General features: G+C 56.4%; 9 protein-coding genes and 4 tRNA genes. 6 read left to right on the forward strand and 7 right to left on the reverse strand.

Annotation, left to right across the window (positions count from 1 at the left end; translation table 11 throughout):
- Window positions 1-56 precede the first annotated feature (56 nt).
- The 3 genes from secD (at window position 57) to rnr (ending at window position 5,425) form a co-directional block, all read left to right on the forward strand.
- The gene (gene secD / locus BLV48_RS15875; protein ID WP_091827775.1) at window positions 57-1,913 is read left to right on the forward strand and encodes a protein translocase subunit SecD; all 1,857 of its coding nucleotides are present in this window, start codon (window positions 57-59) and stop codon (window positions 1,911-1,913) included.
- Window positions 1,914-1,922: 9 nt separating this feature from the next.
- Window positions 1,923-2,858: a protein translocase subunit SecF gene (gene secF / locus BLV48_RS15880; RefSeq protein WP_091827776.1), complete on the forward strand. Its 936-nt coding sequence runs from the start codon at window positions 1,923-1,925 to the stop codon at window positions 2,856-2,858.
- Window positions 2,859-2,968: 110 nt separating this feature from the next.
- Window positions 2,969-5,425 (forward strand): ribonuclease R, encoded by a 2,457-nt coding sequence (gene rnr / locus BLV48_RS15885; RefSeq protein WP_091827777.1) that lies wholly within the window; start codon window positions 2,969-2,971, stop codon window positions 5,423-5,425.
- 8 nt (window positions 5,426-5,433) lie between these two features.
- On the opposite strand, the gene BLV48_RS15890 is transcribed toward rnr, so the two are convergent.
- A complete protein-coding gene (locus BLV48_RS15890) occupies window positions 5,434-6,774 on the reverse strand; it encodes a phosphatase PAP2 family protein (RefSeq protein WP_091827778.1) in 1,341 nt (446 codons plus the stop codon).
- A 115-nt stretch (window positions 6,775-6,889) separates the two neighbouring features.
- Here BLV48_RS15890 and serB point away from each other — a divergent pair, with 115 nt between their 5' ends.
- Window positions 6,890-8,107 (forward strand): phosphoserine phosphatase SerB, encoded by a 1,218-nt coding sequence (serB, locus tag BLV48_RS15895; RefSeq protein WP_091827779.1) that lies wholly within the window; start codon window positions 6,890-6,892, stop codon window positions 8,105-8,107.
- 20 nt (window positions 8,108-8,127) lie between these two features.
- Here serB and BLV48_RS15900 read toward each other — a convergent pair whose 3' ends face one another.
- The 6 genes from BLV48_RS15900 to BLV48_RS15925 all read right to left on the reverse strand — a co-directional run bounded on the left by BLV48_RS15900 (window position 8,128) and on the right by BLV48_RS15925 (window position 11,847).
- Entirely contained in the window at window positions 8,128-10,248 is a 2,121-nt protein-coding gene (locus tag BLV48_RS15900; RefSeq protein WP_091827780.1) for an EAL domain-containing protein, read from the reverse strand.
- 108 nt (window positions 10,249-10,356) lie between these two features.
- A tRNA-Gln gene (locus BLV48_RS15905) sits at window positions 10,357-10,431 on the reverse strand.
- An 8-nt stretch (window positions 10,432-10,439) separates the two neighbouring features.
- Window positions 10,440-10,516, reverse strand: a tRNA-Met gene (locus BLV48_RS15910).
- Between the two features lie 5 nt (window positions 10,517-10,521).
- Window positions 10,522-10,596: transfer RNA gene (locus BLV48_RS15915), tRNA-Gln, on the reverse strand.
- Between the two features lie 13 nt (window positions 10,597-10,609).
- Window positions 10,610-10,686: transfer RNA gene (locus tag BLV48_RS15920), tRNA-Met, on the reverse strand.
- A 165-nt stretch (window positions 10,687-10,851) separates the two neighbouring features.
- Window positions 10,852-11,847: a helix-turn-helix domain-containing protein gene (locus BLV48_RS15925; protein WP_091827781.1), complete on the reverse strand. Its 996-nt coding sequence runs from the start codon at window positions 11,845-11,847 to the stop codon at window positions 10,852-10,854.
- 152 nt (window positions 11,848-11,999) lie between these two features.
- Here BLV48_RS15925 and BLV48_RS15930 point away from each other — a divergent pair, with 152 nt between their 5' ends.
- The gene (locus BLV48_RS15930; RefSeq protein ID WP_175527708.1) at window positions 12,000-12,962 is read left to right on the forward strand and encodes a helix-turn-helix domain-containing protein; all 963 of its coding nucleotides are present in this window, start codon (window positions 12,000-12,002) and stop codon (window positions 12,960-12,962) included.
- Between the two features lie 119 nt (window positions 12,963-13,081).
- The coding region (locus tag BLV48_RS15935; protein ID WP_139253946.1) for an autotransporter domain-containing protein at window positions 13,082-17,646 on the forward strand (4,565 nt) is incomplete at its 3' end.

The following is a 17,646-nucleotide window of genomic DNA, read 5'->3' on the forward strand; positions in this document are numbered from 1 at the left end:
GTGTTCCGGCGCCACTGTTCAGGTGGCGCTTTCGTTTTTGGTGAGGATGGAGCACGATGCTCAACCGCTACCCCCTGTGGAAAAATTTCCTGATCCTGCTGGTGCTGGTGATTGCCGGCCTGTACGCAGCTCCCAATCTGTATCCTGATGACTATGCAATTCAGGTGTCAGCCGGCCGTAATGCGGCTCCCGTTGATCAGGGTACGCTGGCGTCCATTGAACAGCGCCTGGAAGAGGTCGGTCTGACGGCCAAGGCAACGGAATTGCAGGAGGGCGGTGTCGGCCTGATCCGTCTTGGAAGTTCTGATGCCCAGCTTGAAGCGCGCGAACTGATTGCCCAGACACTGGGCAGCGACTATACCGTGGCGATGAATCTGGCACCGACGACACCTGAATGGCTGCGGGCCATTGGTGCCGGTCCCATGACGCTGGGCCTTGATCTGCGTGGTGGTGTGCACTTCTTGATGGAAGTGGATATGGCTCAAGCAGTTGCGCAGCGACTGGATGTATATGTCAGCGAGATCAAGACCAAACTGCGTGAAGAAAAACTGCGTTATCGTATGGTTGACCATCTTGAAGACGGCCGTTTGTCGGTCCGTTTCGATGATGTTGCCGTGCGTGACGAGGCGCAGGGACTGTTGCGTCGCACCTGGCCCGAGTTCATGGTGGATGCCGCAGCCGATGGCGAGGACTATTTTCTCTACATCAATCTGACTGAAGAGACTATCCGCCAGATCGAAGACTACGCCATCAAGCAGAACCTCACGACCCTGCGTAACCGTGTCAACGAGCTGGGCGTTGCTGAGCCACTGGTGCAGCGGCAGGGGCGCAATCGCATCGTGGTCCAGCTGCCGGGTGTGCAGGATGCAGCGGCCGCCAAGCGCGTGATCGGCAAAACGGCGAACCTGGAGTTCCGACTTGAAGCATTGCCGGACACCAGTCGTGCCCTCACCGAGACATATGACTTCCGCAGCCAGCCAGGCCGTACTGCGGCGCTGGAAAAGGACATTATCATCACCGGTTCCAGTGTCTCCAATGCACAGGCTGCCTTTGACGAGAACGGCATGCCACAGGTGTCGATCACACTGGATGGCCCCGGTGGTCAGATGATGAACCGCGTGACGCGCAACGCGATTCAGCGCCGCATGGCAGTCCTGTTTGTCGAGCACAAGCAGCGTACACTGGTACAGACCGTCGAGGGTGAGCGCGTTGAGCGTCGTATCCCCTATACGGAGAAAAGCATCATCTCGCTGGCGACCATTCAGAGTACGCTGGGCAATCAGTTCCGCATCACCGGACTGGACAGCGCCCAGGAATCCTCTGAACTTGCACTGCTGTTGCGCGCCGGCGCGCTGGCTGCGCCAGTGTACTTCGTAGAGGAACGTACGGTCGGTCCGAGCCTTGGTGCCACCAACATCGAGCAGGGTACGCTGTCTGTGCAGATCGGCTTCGCGCTGGTGCTGGTATTCATGCTGGTCTACTACAAGGTGTTTGGTCTGCTGGCGAATATCGCGCTGACCTTGAACCTGGTCCTGCTGATGGCGGTTATGTCTCTGTTGTCAGCGACACTGACCCTGCCGGGTATTGCCGGTATAGTGTTAACCGTGGGTATGGCGGTAGATGCCAACGTGTTGATATTTGAGCGCATAAAAGAAGAGTTGAAGAATGGGCTACCGGTTCAGTCCGCCATTAATGCCGGCTTCAGTCGTGCCTTTACAACCATTCTTGATGCCAACGTGACGACGTTGATCGCAGCCGTGATACTGTTCGCCATGGGTACTGGGCCGGTTAAGGGCTTCGCCGTTACGCTGTCGGTCGGTATTCTGACCTCCATGTTCACTGCTTTGCTGGTGACCCGTGCACTGGTGAACTTGGTGTATGGCGGCCGCACGCTGAAGAAACTGATGATCTGAGGAACCCCCATGACGACGGCAAAGAAGATTTACAATTTCATGGGGATACGCAAGCTGGCGCTGGCGTTCTCCGCAGTTTTGCTGCTGGTGTCGATTGCATCACTAGCGGTCAACGGCCTCAAGTTTGGCCTCGACTTTACTGGTGGCAGCCTGGTTGAAGTCGGTTATGAGCAGGCGGTCAGTCTGGAAGATGTGCGCCAGAAGCTGAGTGCAGAAGGCTTTCCGGATGCGGTTGTACAAACTTTCGGCTCCTCGCGCGATATCCTGATCCGGCTGCAGGTTGATCACGACCCGCAGCTCGGTGACAAGGTGCTGGAAGCCCTGCGTGCCGGGTCCGATCAAACAGTGGAGCTGCGCCGCAATGAATTTGTCGGCTCTCAGGTAGGCGAAGAACTGCGTGAGCAGGGTGGTCTGGGCATGCTGCTGGCACTGTTCATGATCATGGTCTATCTTGCTTTTCGGTTTCAGCTCAAATTTTCGCTGGGAGCAGTAGTGGCACTGGTGCATGACGTTGTTATTGTGCTGGGTGTTTTCTCGCTGTTGCAGATCGAGTTTGACTTGACGGTGCTGGCTGCCGTGCTGGCCGTGATCGGTTACTCTCTGAACGATACCATCGTAGTGTACGACCGGATTCGTGAGAACTTCCGCATCATGCGTAAGGAAGACAATATTGAGGTCATGAATGCTTCACTGAGTCAGACACTCAGTCGTACCTTGATGACTTCATTGACGACGTTGTTGGTACTGGTTGCGCTGTTCTATTTTGGTGGCGAAATGATTCACAGTTTCGCATTGGCCTTGTTGGTTGGTGTTCTGGTGGGTACTTACTCCTCCATTTATGTGGCCGCCAATGCACTGATTTTAATGCAGGTGAGTCGTGAAGACCTGATGCCGCCCGAGAAGAAAGAGGGCGAAGAGGGCGAAGAGGTCGAAGAACTTCCCTGAGATCTGTAAAGCCGGCAATGCCGGCTTTATTTTTTACATATTGACGGTCTATTCTGAAGGAAAGGCCGCTGTATCGGTCAAAAGATCGTACAGAAACAACTGGATACTGAATGAGCAAGAATTGGAAAGACAAAGACCCCAACCTTCAGCTGGAAGCTGAAAAGTATGAACAGCCGGTACCGAGCCGTGACTTCATGCTTGAATTCCTCGAGAAGTGGGGCGCCCCGATCAGTCATCCCGTGCTGTGTCGGGAGCTGGGTATTGATGATGAAGACAGTGTTGAAGGTGTTCGCCGGCGCCTGATCGCCATGTGTCGCGATGGTCAGCTGATCTCCAACCGCAAGGGCGAGTACGGGTTGATTCAGAAGATGGATCTGATTCCCGGCCGCGTGATAGGGCATCGTGATGGATTTGGCTTCCTGAAGCCGGACGCCGGTGGCGATGACCTGTTCCTCAGCCCGCGCAATATGCGTGAAGTGTTTGATGGTGACCGGGCACTGGTCCAGTCCATCGGAGTGGATCACAAGGGCCGACGCGAAGGCAAGATTGTCGAAGTGCTGGAGCGTGGCACTACCAAGGTGGTGGGCAAGTTTGATGGCCACAGTGGCTTTGGATCGCTGATCCCCGAAAATCAACGCATCACCAATCAGGTGATGATTATCCCTGACCCGACTACCGGTCTGGAGTATGAAGACGGTCAGCTGGTAGTGGCCGAGATCATCCAGTATCCCAACCGGAAGCAGCCTGCACGCGCTCGTGTTGTGGAAGTGTTGGGTGATCGCATGGCGCCGGGAATGGAGATTCAGGTTGCCATTCACAACCATGAAATCCCGGATGAGTTTCCAGCGGATGTGCACCAGCAGATCGGTGAGCTGACACCGGAAGTGCGCGAAGAGGACAAACAGAACCGCATCGATCTGCGCGAGTTGCCTTTTGTCACCATTGACGGTGAAGACGCCAAAGACTTTGACGATGCCGTCTACTGTGAGAAAAAAACCTTTGGTGGTTGGCGTCTGTGGGTGGCGATTGCGGATGTGTCCTACTACGTACGCCCTGATTCGGCGCTGGACCGTGAAGCGGTCAAGCGCGGCAACTCGGTCTACTTCCCCGAGTTTGTGGTTCCGATGCTGCCGGAACTGCTTTCTAACGGGCTCTGCTCGCTGAACCCCAATGTGGATCGTCTGGCCATGGTGTGCGAGATGACCATCAGCCGGGCCGGTAAACTGTCGGGTTATAAGTTCTACGAAGCGGTGATCAACTCCAAGGCGCGCCTGACCTACACCAAGGTAGGGGCAATGTTGGATGCCGAGCATGAAGACAGTGCGAACCTGCGCAAGCAGTACAGCGCCGTAGTGCCTGATGTAGAGCAGCTGCATCAGCTCTACAAGGCGTTGCGCAAGGCGCGGGATGACCGTGGAGCCATTGATTTTGACACCGTTGAAACGCGTATCGTATTTGATCAGGTACGCAAAATCGATGAGATTATTCCCGTGGTGCGTAACGATGCGCACAAGATCATCGAAGAGTGCATGCTGGTCGCTAACGTGGCAACCGCACGTTTTCTGGGTAAGTACGGCAAGCCGGCTTTGTACCGAATCCATGAAGGGCCCAAGGCACAGAAGCTGCAGAATCTGCGAGCCTTCCTGGGTGAGCTGGGGCTTAACCTCCCTGGTGGTGACAGCCCCGAGCCAAAGGATTACCTGAAGCTGGCCGAGTCAATCAAGGGGCGGCCGGATCGTCACATTATCCAGACCATGATGCTCAGGTCGATGCAGCAGGCTGTATACAGCCCTGAAAATCTGGGCCACTTTGGCTTGGCCTATCCGACCTATGCGCACTTCACATCGCCCATACGACGCTATCCTGATCTGTTGGTTCACCGCGCCATTCGCAGTGCGATTCACGGTGATGGGAAAGCGAAGGCAGTCGAGCGGCCGAAGAAGTTTACCGCCAATGCCGCATTTGGCTATCCGTACTCGCTTGAGCAGATGCTTGCGCTGGGTGAACACTGCTCCATGACCGAAAGGCGTGCTGATGAGGCCACCCGTGATGTGGTGGCCTGGCTCAAGTGTGAATACATGCAAAGCCAGATTGGCGAAGTGTTTACCGGTGTGGTGGCAGCTGTCACCGGCTTTGGTGTGTTTGTAGAGCTGGAAGACCTGTATATCGAGGGACTTATCCACATTACCTCACTGCCCAGTGACTACTACCACTTTGAAGTAGCGAAGCAGCGCTTGGTCGGGGATCGTACCCGTCGCGTCTTCAAGCTGGGTGACGAGCTTGAGGTCAAGGTTGTGCGTGTGGATCTGGATGAACGCAAGATCGACTTTGAGCTGGCAGCAGAGCCTGCCGCTGCACAACCCAAGCGAACCAGTCAGCGTGAAAAGCTGGCCAAGGGTCAGATCGCGGATGGTCGCGGCAAGCCGGATCACGGCAAGGGGCGTCGTCGCTCAAAAAAGCCTGAAGGCCGTACTGGCGGGGATAAGCCCGCCGGTGCTGCCACCAAGCGCAAGGCTGCTCAGAAGCGCAAGCACCCTCCCAAGGCGCGGCAAAAGCGCAAGGGTTGATGCTTGATTCAGCTGCCGGGGTAACGCCCGGCAGCCAGGTCGAATGTCAGCACCACATAAAGTCCTGTGATGACACACAGTACCCCCGCCCAGCTCAGTGGTATTCTGACAGGCGCTGGCCAGTGATATAGCCATATCCGATACATGGCTGTGATCACCAATGCTTCGGCCACTCCCGCTATCACGTCCATGGGCCAGTGCACTCCCAGCATTGGACGGGACAGCGCAACCGCCAGAATCAAGGGTATGGTGCAGAGATAACCCAAATGGCGAGTCTGGTGATCCCTGTTATGCAGCAGCCATACGGCCGTCAGAGTAAAGAACGCGGCGGCAGCTGAGGCATGTCCGCTTGGGTAGCTGAAATTGGCAAGACTGCTTCCTTCAGGCCTCGGCAGGCCAAAGAATTGCTTCAGTACATGGTTAAGCAGAATGACGCCGATAACCCCTGCAAATACTCCACAGCCGCGCCAGCCATCCCCACGCATCAGCCCAAACAGCGCACACAGGAGTGAAAGCCCGGCAACAAGTGGAATATCACCGATCAACGTCATCACCAGTGCCGTTTGTGGCAAGGCATCTCCTATTGAGCGAAGGGGTATGAGCAAAGCCGAATTGATCTGGTCGCCTGCAGAGTCAAGGTTAATAAGGGTGATGCCGATAAGAGCGGTCAACGCACACAGCAGCAGTAGTGTTGGTCCGGGCGGCCAGGGGGCGGGGAGTACGCGGCTCCAGTAAGTGTGAAGCTTGCCATGTGGTTTCAGTCGGTGATGAAACTGTTGAAACAGCAGCAGGGTAAACAGCAGTACAGCCACTGACCAAAATATCGGAGCCAGTTGAGGTGAGGCGGTGGTGAGTCCTCGGCCGGTGAAGTATCCGGGCAGCAGATACAATGGCGCCCAACCCAAAGCCGAGATCAGGTTGAAGAAGGTGAAAGCCAGGCCAGGCATGCCGCAGCTGCCGGCCACAAACGGAATGACAGGACGAATCGGACCAACAAACCGACCGGTGACGATACTGAGCCCGCCCCAGCGCCGGAAAAATGCTTCGCCCCGTTGCAGCCATTCGGGGTGTCTTTGCAGCCAGTCAAGGCGGCGGATGGGTGTGGCGGAATGGCGCCCCAGTAGAAAGCTTATTCCATCACCACACACCGCGCCCGTGAACGCTGCCAGAAGACAGACCCACGGTGACACTCCTGCTGAGCCGGCCATGACAGCCAATGCAAACAGCAGGGCAACACCGGGCAGCAGCAGGCCGACAAAAGCCAGAGATTCCAGCATCGCAATCAGGGCAATCAGCACCACAATGCTTGTTGGTGTCAGTGGTAATGCCTGTAGCAATGACTCAAGCAAAATGACTCCTCGTGCTAAAAGGACAGGACAGCACTGCGTCGAGTGCGGTCGCTCTGATATAATCGCAGCCAGATGCTGGTGATACCAGCAATGCCTCACTTAACGGAAGGGTGCGATGAACGAAATCATCCTGCTGACAATTTCCGGTGACGACCGTCCGGGCGTGACCTCGGCTATCACCGGGATCCTCGCCCGCTATCATATCAATATCCTTGATATCGGCCAGGCGGTCATTCACAACACGCTCTCGCTGGGTATCCTGATTCAGGTGCCGAAAGAGTCCGAGTCGTCTCCTCTATTGCGGGATGTTCTGTTCAAGGCACATGAGATGAACATGCTGGTGCGTTTTGAGCCAGTGGATGACGCGGCCTATGAACACTGGGTCGAAGGTCAGGGCAAGTCGCGCCATATCATCACTCTGTTGGCACGACGCATCAGTGCCGAGCACATTGCACGTGTGACCGCCATTGCCGCCGACCATGGCCTGAATATCGATAATATCAGCCGTTTGTCCGGGCGTATCTCACTGCAGGATGAAGGTGCGCGTCAGACTCGCGCCTGCGTCGAGTTCTCAGTGCGTGGGCTACCGGCTGATGCCGCTGCGCTGCGTGAAGAGTTCCTCAAGACGGCCAGCGATATGGATGTGGATATCGCCTTTCAGAAGGATGATATTTTCCGTCGTAACCGGCGTCTGGTGGTGTTCGACATGGATTCGACTCTGATCGAGGCCGAGGTAATCGATGAGCTGGCGAAAGAGGTAGGTGTCGGTGAGCAGGTGATTGAGATTACCGAAGCCGCCATGCGGGGTGAAATCGACTTCAACGAGAGCTTCCGCCGCCGCGTGGCGCTGCTCAAAGGGCTGGATGCCTCGGTTCTTGAACGCATTGCCGAGCGCCTGCCTTTGACTGAAGGCGCAACTGAGCTGGTGGGGCATCTGAAGGCGTTGGGCTTCAAGACCGCCATCCTGTCAGGTGGGTTTACCTATTTTGGTCACTTCCTGCAGCAGAAGCTCGGTTTTGACTATGTGTATGCCAACGAGCTGGATATTCGCGATGGCAAGGTAACCGGTGAGGTGGTCGGTACCATCGTCAACGGCGAGCGCAAGGCTCAGCTGTTGCGTGAAATTGCTGAAAAGGAGGGTGTGCGACTGGAACAGACCATCGCCGTAGGGGATGGCGCCAATGACTTGCCGATGCTGTCCATCGCTGGTTTGGGGATCGCCTTCAGGGCCAAACCGCTGGTGCGTCAGAGTGCCAAGCAGGCAATATCGACACTTGGGCTGGACGGCATTCTGTACCTGATCGGTTTTCGGGACCGCGACAGCCTGCTCTGAGCAGGCTGTCGTTGACGCTCCTATCCTTCAAAGAAATCGTAATCCATCTGCTCCCGCGGGGGTTGCAGATAGTGCCCCTGAACCAGATGAACACCGGCGCTGAACAGGTCGCTGATCACACGGGTTTCTTCAACCAAAGGGGCGATGATCAGCTTGTTCTGCTGTTTCAGTGGGGCCAGCATTTCCTCAAGTGATTCCATGGTCAGGTTGCGATTCTGCAGGTCCTGAATGTAGGAACCATCCAGCTTGATAAACTCAGAATCCAGCTCCTTGCGTACATGTTCCGAGTTGGGTGAGCTGCCGAAATGTTTCAGGCATACCTGGCAGTGCAGTTGCTGAATGGCACGGGCAAAATGTCGTGCCGCAATCAAATCAACCGCAGCATCACTTTCGCTGATTTCGAATACCAGGTATTCGGCGGGTACGTGGCTTCTGCGCAGCTCTTCTCCCAGCCACTGCACCAGCTCTGCGCTACGCAGCGAGGGGCCGGATAGGTTGATCAGCAGGTGTGTGCGCTTCTCAGTGTTCTGCTTGCTGCTCAACTCCGACAGTGCTCGCTTGATGACCCAGCGGTCCAGCTCAACCAGTACCTCAGGCTCTATCGCCTGGGCGATGAACGCATTGGGAGAGATTTCCTTGTCACTGTCACTCATCAAGCGCAGCAGTACCTCGTAATACTGGGTCGGCGTTTCCAATCGTAGCGGTACGACCGGCTGGTACAGAAGTCGGAATCGGTCCATCTTGAGCGCGTTGAGCAGGCGTTTGCTCATTTTGGCATCGCTGCTGGAGAGCAGCGTCTTCTCTTCCTGATACAGACTGACACCATTGCCGGGCCGGTTACCGTGATGCAGGCTCTCGGCCATCATGCGAGCGCGGGAAACCAGCTCTACTGGCGTCGGAGCGCTGTCGTTGATGACGACTATACCTACTGACAAGGTGGTGTGGATGGCCGTGTTCTGTACTTGGCAGATATGGCTGCTGACGGCGTGGCAAAGCTGCTCTCCAATGTCGACAGCCTTGTTGGGGTCGGCGGTGTGCAGAATGATGGCAAAACTGTTGTCATCCAAATGGGACAGCAGGTGGGCGCGGCTCACTTTCTGTTTCAAAATGCTGGCGATATCACGCAAAATGAGATCAACCCCGTCAATGCCAACTTCGGTTCGAATCACCTCCAGATGATCCAGTGTCAGTAGCATCAGGTTGCGGTCCTGCCCACCGCGGCGGGCGTTATTGCAGGCAACTTCCAGTGCACGCATGAATGCCTGATGGTTGTTCAGGCCGCTGATCGGATTTATGTCGCGGAAAATTTCTTCCGATGCGTTGAAATCGGTGATGATCTCGACCTCAAGGCAGGGACGTCCATCGTATTCGGATGGCGCGAAGCTGAAGCGGGCCTCGAAGCGGGTATCGTCTGGTCTCTGGGCGGTGAGGTTGCGCTGCAATGCAGAACTGCTGTGATCGCACTCTCGCAGTATCTGGTCCAGATCATCCCTGAAGCGCTCTTCAAGCAGCTGACGCAGTGAGTGTTCGAGCAGGTGCTCTGCATTATCATAACCGAATAGGTGGGCAAAACTTTTGTTGGCATGCAGGATCAGGCCGTTATGCAGCATGCATATTGCCGAGGATGAACTTTCTACCAGTGTCTGATTGCGTTGCTGCAGCTGTGCCAGTCGGTTCTGTGTGTTACGCAGTTCACGGCGTGTTTGCAGCTGGGCGTACACTCGGTTCAGCTCGAGCAGCAGTAATTCGTGGTTACGTTCGGGAAGCATCGCTTGTACACCGATGCCAAGCCAGTGGGTTGGGTCATGGTATTCATGACCTGGCGACAGCAGTATCACCGGTATGTCACGGTTAAGACGATTCAACAGATCCAAGGCCTTGGCGGGGGTCAGTTCTGTGCTGTAGTGATCCTTGCTGGCAAAGATCAGCAAGTCCCAAGAGCGCTGACTGAGTACATTCAGCAGCTCGTCAGAGCCTTGTACAGATTGGCCGCGAGGCGAAAAATGGGCTGTTCTGAGGGTGGTCAGCAACTGGTCCATCTGGATGCCATCACAGGCGGCAAACAGCAGGTTTATGTTGCGAGCATCGTGTTGAGCCTGACTGGCCAGTGCATGTAATAGCTCGTCCGTGGAACCACTCATGTTGTATACCTGAAGTAACGGGGGATCATTAGTGCCCCATATTAACGACAAATGAATGCCGTGTCAGGTCTGTGAAAAATCAAGAAAGTGGGAGGATATGGAGCAGGATGGCAGGGGTAGGAGGATTCGAACCTCCGCATGCTGGAATCAGAATCCAGTGCCTTACCGCTTGGCGATACCCCTGTAAAGAATGGTGGCAATGGCGGGACTCGAACCTGCGACCCACGCATTATGAATGCGTTGCTCTAACCAACTGAGCTACATTGCCACAAATGGCAGGGGTAGGAGGATTCGAACCTCCGCATGACGGGATCAAAACCCGTTGCCTTACCGCTTGGCTATACCCCTGGATCTGAAAGCATGGTGGCAATGGCGGGACTCGAACCTGCGACCCACGCATTATGAATGCGTTGCTCTAACCAACTGAGCTACATTGCCATAAGCTTTCAAGGCCGCGAATTATTCCCTGTTTTCGTAACGCTGTCAACGGCTTGAAAGCAAGGAAGTTTAAAAAAACGGGAGGTGTGTGTGGCAAACTGCTGACAGGCGGGGCATTGCGGTTACCATGCCCCATTAATAGACGTTTCGGAGATGATCACGGTCTTATTCGGCGTATATATCAGTCGCTTTTAATCGCACAGTATGGCCTGGTGTTTCCCCGAAGTACTGGCGATAGGCTTTGGAGAAGTTACTGGCATGACTATAGCCCACCGCAGCTGCAACCATCTTGATCGGAGCCCCTTTCTGCTCGATCAGCACCCGTGCGTGTTCCAGTCGCTCACGGCGCAGAAATTCTCTGGGAGAGCACTGTGCTGATACCTGAAACAGTTGGGTGAGCTGGCGCCGGGTAATGCCGAAGCGTTGGCATATATCATCTGTCTTAAGTGGAGCATCCAGGTTGCCGCGGATGTAACCTGTCAGACTGTCAAATATATGCTCACCCCAGAGTGGGGCTCTGTCTGCGCCCTCTGTGTCGCTTGCCATTATTGTCCGAGCTACCTCCGCCAGAATAGACATGGAAATCCCCTCCAGTGCAATCTCCTGAAGCGGGTCGGATACGCTGGTACTGGGGGCAAAAACATTGGTTAACAGGCTGCGCAGGCGGGTGTTGACCGGTACTTCACGGCTGACGACACCAGACTCAGGAAATGACGAAAAGCAGGATAAAGCACCGGGCAGTGCCTCACCAAGCTGCTTGTGAAGGCCGGATATTTTACCGGCTACCCCGATATGTCGAAGCGTCTGTCCGCCTTTCATAAGAAAACGGGTGCCATTATCACGCACGCGGTAGACGATGCCGGATTGCGGAGTGATCTCATATTGTTTGCCATCCGGGGTTTCCAGCAGCATTTCGCCGCTTAACAGGAGCACGCTGCAGAGCAGGTTGGGCAGTTCGGTCTCGGCCGCACTGGTGTCGATTACACAGTCGCGCTGGACCCTGAATTCGGACCGATAAAGCCGCAGCAAATCATTGAAATCATAGCGTTGCAGGCGCCCCATGCCGCTGCCCTCCGGCAGTGGAAAGTCCTGGGCTTCAAAATCCCAGAGAGCATGGCTATCGCTGTTCAAGTGTTCAAAAGCATCATTGTTTTTATTCATGGCGGGCCAAAGGCTGAGTCAGTTGGGGGCAAAACCACACAGTCGTTTTTTACGCTACCAGAACTTACTGAGTGTTCAAAACGCATAAAAGTGCGCGAAAATCATAAAACACGATGCTTGAAGTAAAAATCAGTCACATGCATCGTTTAACGATGTCCACTTATCGCAAGCCGACACCTTTCGTATTGAATGATGCCTCGCTGCAGGCCGCTGCTCAGCCCTGGCTTGATCTGGAAATACACCAGTTAAGCGCGGGGTGTTACCAGGGCGAGTGTGCAACGCTGTCACTGAATGGTATGCACCTTGTACATGAGCGCCAGAACCAGATAGTGCACAAAAGCGGCATCACTCAAGGTAACCTGTGTGCGATTTCCATTGCAAAAACGGTTGCTCCGGGAATGCGCTTCTCCCAGTTTTTAAACCCGATGGATTCCTGGCTCTATTTTTTGCCCAAAGAGACAGAGCTAGATATCCGGGTGATGCCGGAAAGCGAAACCTTCTACCTCTGCTTTGATCAGGACTGGTTACTGAGAGGCGCGCAGATACTTAACCAGCATGAAGGGGCAAAGCACCCGGCTGCTCCCCAGGCGTTCCATAGTCGACATACGGCCAGGCTTATGGCCGATTTCAACGCACTCATTCACCACAGCAGCCCGGCAAGGCTGATGCAGTCAGACAACTGCGCCCGGCTGCTGAGGGACAGTGTTGTCATCGCGCTCAGCCAGGCAACCGTGATCGATACCGGTGTCTGCCGCAGCGTCCGTGCCGGCTGGCGAGCCCAGCGGCTCGTTTCGACCGCCCGAGACTACATGGATGCCTGCCTGCAAGTGGGGCATGTGCCCTCCATTACCGATATTTGCGCCACCACAGACGTGTCGGAACGTACGCTGCAGTATGCCTTTCGCAGCACCATGCAGCTCACCCCCATTGCCTATCTACGTACGCTCAGGCTCAACCGGGTACGTGCAGAGCTGTTAATCGCACTGCCGGCCCACACAACTGTCACCCGGGTCGCCATGCGCTGGGGCTTTGTCCATCTGGGCGAGTTTTCCCAAGAGTACAAGCGCCTGTTCGGGCAGCGGCCATCCGAAACCCTCGCACAACGCCCGGATTAATCCTAAGGGCAGGCGTTGTTTGCGGATATCCGATAGTGGGCCAACAGCCGTTTGACGATAATCAAATATTAAAACTCGAGCCAGCCATTGGGCCATCAAGCGTTTACAGGGAGGTAATTATGAATCACGCCTATCGTGTTGTCTGGAATCAAGCGCTTCAGGTCTGGATGGCGGTTGCCGAGATCAGCCGCCGCAAGGGTAAAACCAAAGCCTCTGTCCTGCTCAGCGGCCTGTTGCTGGGTGCATCGCCCGCCAGCGCGGTAGAGGAAACCTTCACGGCGGCGTCCGGGAACTGGTCGGATGGTGGCAACTGGGCGGACGGTTCGGCACCGGTGTCTGGTACGGACCTGCAGCTGAACTTCGAATATGTCGATTATGACAACGGCTATGAGTCGATCCATGATATTGGCGATCTAACCGTGAACAGGCTGAGCTTCTCCACCTCGAACCCGGTTTTCCCATTTATTGACGTCGATGCGGCTAGTGTGGATGACAAACTCACTTTTGCCGGGGTAAACGCGACGATTGATATGTCATCACCTTCGGAAGCCAGCTTTGAAGTATATATTAACCCTGAGGTAGTGCTCGATAGCACCCTTACGGTGGCTACCAGTGATTCAGCATCGAACAATACTGTCCTTGTTGCTGGCGGCATATCGGGGGTCGGTGGACTCACGGTTTCAGAGGGCGTGGCTGTTCATCTGGCCGCCAATGATAGCGGGCTTTATACCGGCGACACCACCATAGAAGCGGGCGGGATTCTAGTGAATGCTTGGCGCACGCCCAACGCTCTTAGTGCTGCATCCCGACATATCGTCAATGGCGAGCTCAGATTGCTCGAGTCTGGCGCCATCGGTGGTCTTGAAGGCAGTGGTCAGGTGACAATAGATGACGGGAAAAGCCTGGAAGTTCGCGCCCTGAATACCGACTCTGTTTTCTCTGGCGTTATAAGTGACTACTCAGACTCCGGTAGTCTCAATAAAACCGGCAGCGGCACTCTGACGCTCACCGGTGCCAACACCTACACCGGCGGTACCACCATTTCCAATGGCACCCTGGCCGTGCGCAATGGCGGCAGTATAAGTCATGGGGCGACAGGACTAACGGTGGGAGACGTCGCTGGTCAGGCCGGGGTTCTGGAGATCGGGGCGGATAGCTCCGTGACGAGTCACCGGTCCTATATTGGCAATACCGGCGTAGTTCGTGTTGGTGGCAGTGGTGCGCGATGGGAGGTGATGGATGGGCTCTATATAGGACAAGACGGCGAAGGAACCCTGGAGCTCCACGATGGCGGTGAGGTTGATATCACTGGAGAGCTGTACGTGGGGAGTAATGCTCCAGGCGTAGCTAGCCAAATCATCGTGGATGGCTCCGGGTCGGTTCTCAGAGGGGAGAAGTTGAGACTGGGAAACAGTGACACCCTGACCCTGGCAAGCGGTGGCTTAGCATCCCTTAATGATGGCAGTGGTGAGGTTCGTTTTGAGGGTAACTGGTCGACCAGTGGCACTCTGAATTTCGGCACCTACAACCTGGGGGAGGCCACCACGGCTGGCGTTCTACAAGCCGGCAGCATCAAAGCGGTGTACGGACTTAGCATCCTCAATTTTAACCAGACCGATACCCTGAATTTGGAGGCCGATATTCTTGAGCACACGGGAACGGCCAGCGTTAACCAGCGTGGCACAGGTACCACCATTCTGACCGGCATGAACAGCTATTCGGGAGACACCACCATCTCCGATGGCACCCTACTGGTCAATGGCTCTATCGCCAACTCACAGACTATTGTCAGTGGCGGCGTGTTGGGTGGCAGCGGATCGGTTGCGGGTGTGATGCTCAATGGCGGCAGCCTGGCCCCCGGTAACTCCATTGGCACGCTCAGCACCGGTGATGTGACCGCCAACACCGGTTCCACACTGCAATTCGAGGTGGACAGTGCCGGGGCTTCGGACACTCTGGCGGTGGTCGGTGGGGTGACCCTGAACGATGGTGTGATTATTGACATCATCGCTCTGGGTGCACTAGGCAGCCTGCCAATCCATAGTCAGCACACCCTGATCGATAATGATGGGGCTGATCCCATCGCTGGCAGCTTTACTCCGGATGTAGGCAGACTCGGCAGTGACGGTGAACTGTTTTCTGTTATTTTCAAGACAGGCGGGGATGGCAACGACCTGACGGCTGACAGCTACCGTACTGGCCTGACACTCGCCGATGGCGCAACCTTCAGTGATGACCAGGCCTTCCCGGATCACTTCCCCGGTTTTACGTTTACCGTAGAGGGCGCAGACAGTGCCACCTTTAGCGGCATTCTGGGAGAAAGCTCCACGCCGGTATCCCTGAGCAAACAGGGCACCGGCACCCTGACTCTGACCGGTGCCAACACCTACACCGGCGAAACCCGTATCGCCAACGGCACCCTGTTGGTCCGGGATGGCGGCAGCATCAGCCATGGCGGAGCGCGGCTGTATGTGGGCGATACGGCCAGCCAGACCGGCACCCTGGAGATCGGGGCGGGCAGTTCCGTGACCAATCACCGGTCCTCTGTCGGCTTAGGCGGTACCGGGGTGGTCCGTGTCAGCGGCAGCGGCGCGCAATGGCGGCTGACAGACGAGGTCTATATGGGAGAATCTAGCGAGGGCACCCTGGAGGTCCATGATGGCGGTGAAGTGGATGTCGTCCACGGGCTGGTTGTTGGGAGTCAACCGGGTGTCACTGGTCGGGTCACCGTGGACGGCACCGGGTCGAAGCTCAAGGCGTCGCAACTGTTCCTGGGCCGCAATGGAAACGGCACTCTGACCCTGGCGAGCGGCGGGACGGCTTCTATCGATGGGGGCGGTGGGGATGTTCTTCTCGGGGACTTTGCCGGTGCCCAGGGCACTCTGAATTTTGGCGCCTACGACCTTGCTGATCCGACCACTGCGGGAGTGCTCGACGCTGACCGTCTCCGAATCGGCAATGCCTTTTCTGGAGGTACGGGTACCATCAACTTCAACCAAACCGACACCCTGACCCTGGAGGCCGATATCGTAGACAACTCCACCGGAACGTCCAGCGTCAACCAGCGCGGTACCGGCACCACCATCCTCACGGGGGCCAATTCCTATTCCGGTGACACCACCATCTCCGATGGCACCCTGGTGGTCAACGGTTCGATAGCGAACTCCCATATCCTGGTCAATGGCGGCTCCCTGGGTGGCAGCGGGTCGGTGGGTCAGGTGACGGTCAACAGCGGTACCGTCGCCCCGGGCAACTCCATCGGCACGCTCGCGGTGGGCGGCGACTGGACCCTGGGGGCAGGTGCCACCTACCGGGTGGAGCTGACGGGCGGCGGCACCACCGCCGGCACCCACAACGACCTGGTGGATGTGGCCGGTAGTGCCACCATCGAGGACGGCGCGCTGGTTCATGTAACACCGGAGAACGGCACCGACAATGGTTCGACCAACTATGCCGATGGCGCCCGCTACACCGTGGTTCAGGCTGCCGGTGGCCTGACCGTTAACGGCAACCAGGCCGTGACCGATGACTACGCTTACCTGGATTTCCGTACCGATGATGACGGCAATGCCTATTACCTGGTCAGTGACCTCACCGTGGTGACGCCCCCACCGGTGCCTGATCCGGAACCCGAGCCTGATCCGGAACCGGAGCCTGAACCTGAACCTGAACCTGAACCTGAACCAGAGCCCGAGCCCGAGCCCGAGCCCGAGCCCGAACCCGAGCCAGAACCCGAACCCGAACCCGAACCCGAACCCGAACCCGAACCCATCCAGAGCTTCTGCCTGGATGGCATGTCCGGCAATCAGTGCAGCACCGGTGACAGTGCCTTTAGATTGGCGGAGGGGCATCCGCTCTATGATCAGATTCTGAATATGAGCGAAGCCCAGGCAAATGCGGCGCTGAATGCGTTGTCGGGTGAGCTGCATGCCAGTGCTCGCACCCAGTTGGTGACCCAGAGCGATGGTATCCGTCTGGCGGCACTGGAGCGGCTGCAGTCCACATCACAGCAAGCGGGTACCGGACTCTGGTTTGACATGCTGTACAGCGACGCTGAACTGAATGGCAACAGTGGCATCGCTACACTGGATAGCCAAAGCCGGGGGCTGTTGCTGGGCGCGGATGGCTACCTGCAAAACGGCTGGCGCCTTGGGGTACTGGGTGGCTATCAGGACAGCGATATGGACCTTTCTGCGCGGATGTCGTCTGCCGAGGTGGATAGTCTGTATCTGGGCGTCTACGCCTCACGCCACTGGGATAACAATTGGCACCTCAGTCTTGGGAGCACGTTTGGGCAGCACCAGTTGCAAACGCAGCGCCATGCGGTGGGCCAGATACTGAAAGCCGATTATGACGCCAGCAGTTGGCAGGCTTTTGCCGAAACCGGCTATCGCTTCGAGTCCGACACCGGCTGGGTACAGCCGTTTGTGGGCCTGTCCTGGCTGAACCAGCGTAATGATGCGTTTAAGGAATCAGGTGGCTCGGCGGCTCTGGCGGTGGAACGCACGGAGTCGAATACCGGTTTTGCCAATGTTGGTGTACGTGGTGGTGCAGAACTGGGCGCGGACCCCTTGCCGGTGCGTGTACAGGGCTCTATCAGCTGGCGCCATGCTGTTGAGGATATTGACACGGTCAGTGAGCACCGCTTCCTGGGGGGCGACAGCCGTTTCACGATCAAGGGCGC

The sequence above is a fragment of the Marinobacterium iners DSM 11526 genome, assembly GCF_900107855.1.
GTDB classification, from domain to species: Bacteria; Pseudomonadota; Gammaproteobacteria; order Pseudomonadales; family Balneatricaceae; genus Marinobacterium; species Marinobacterium iners.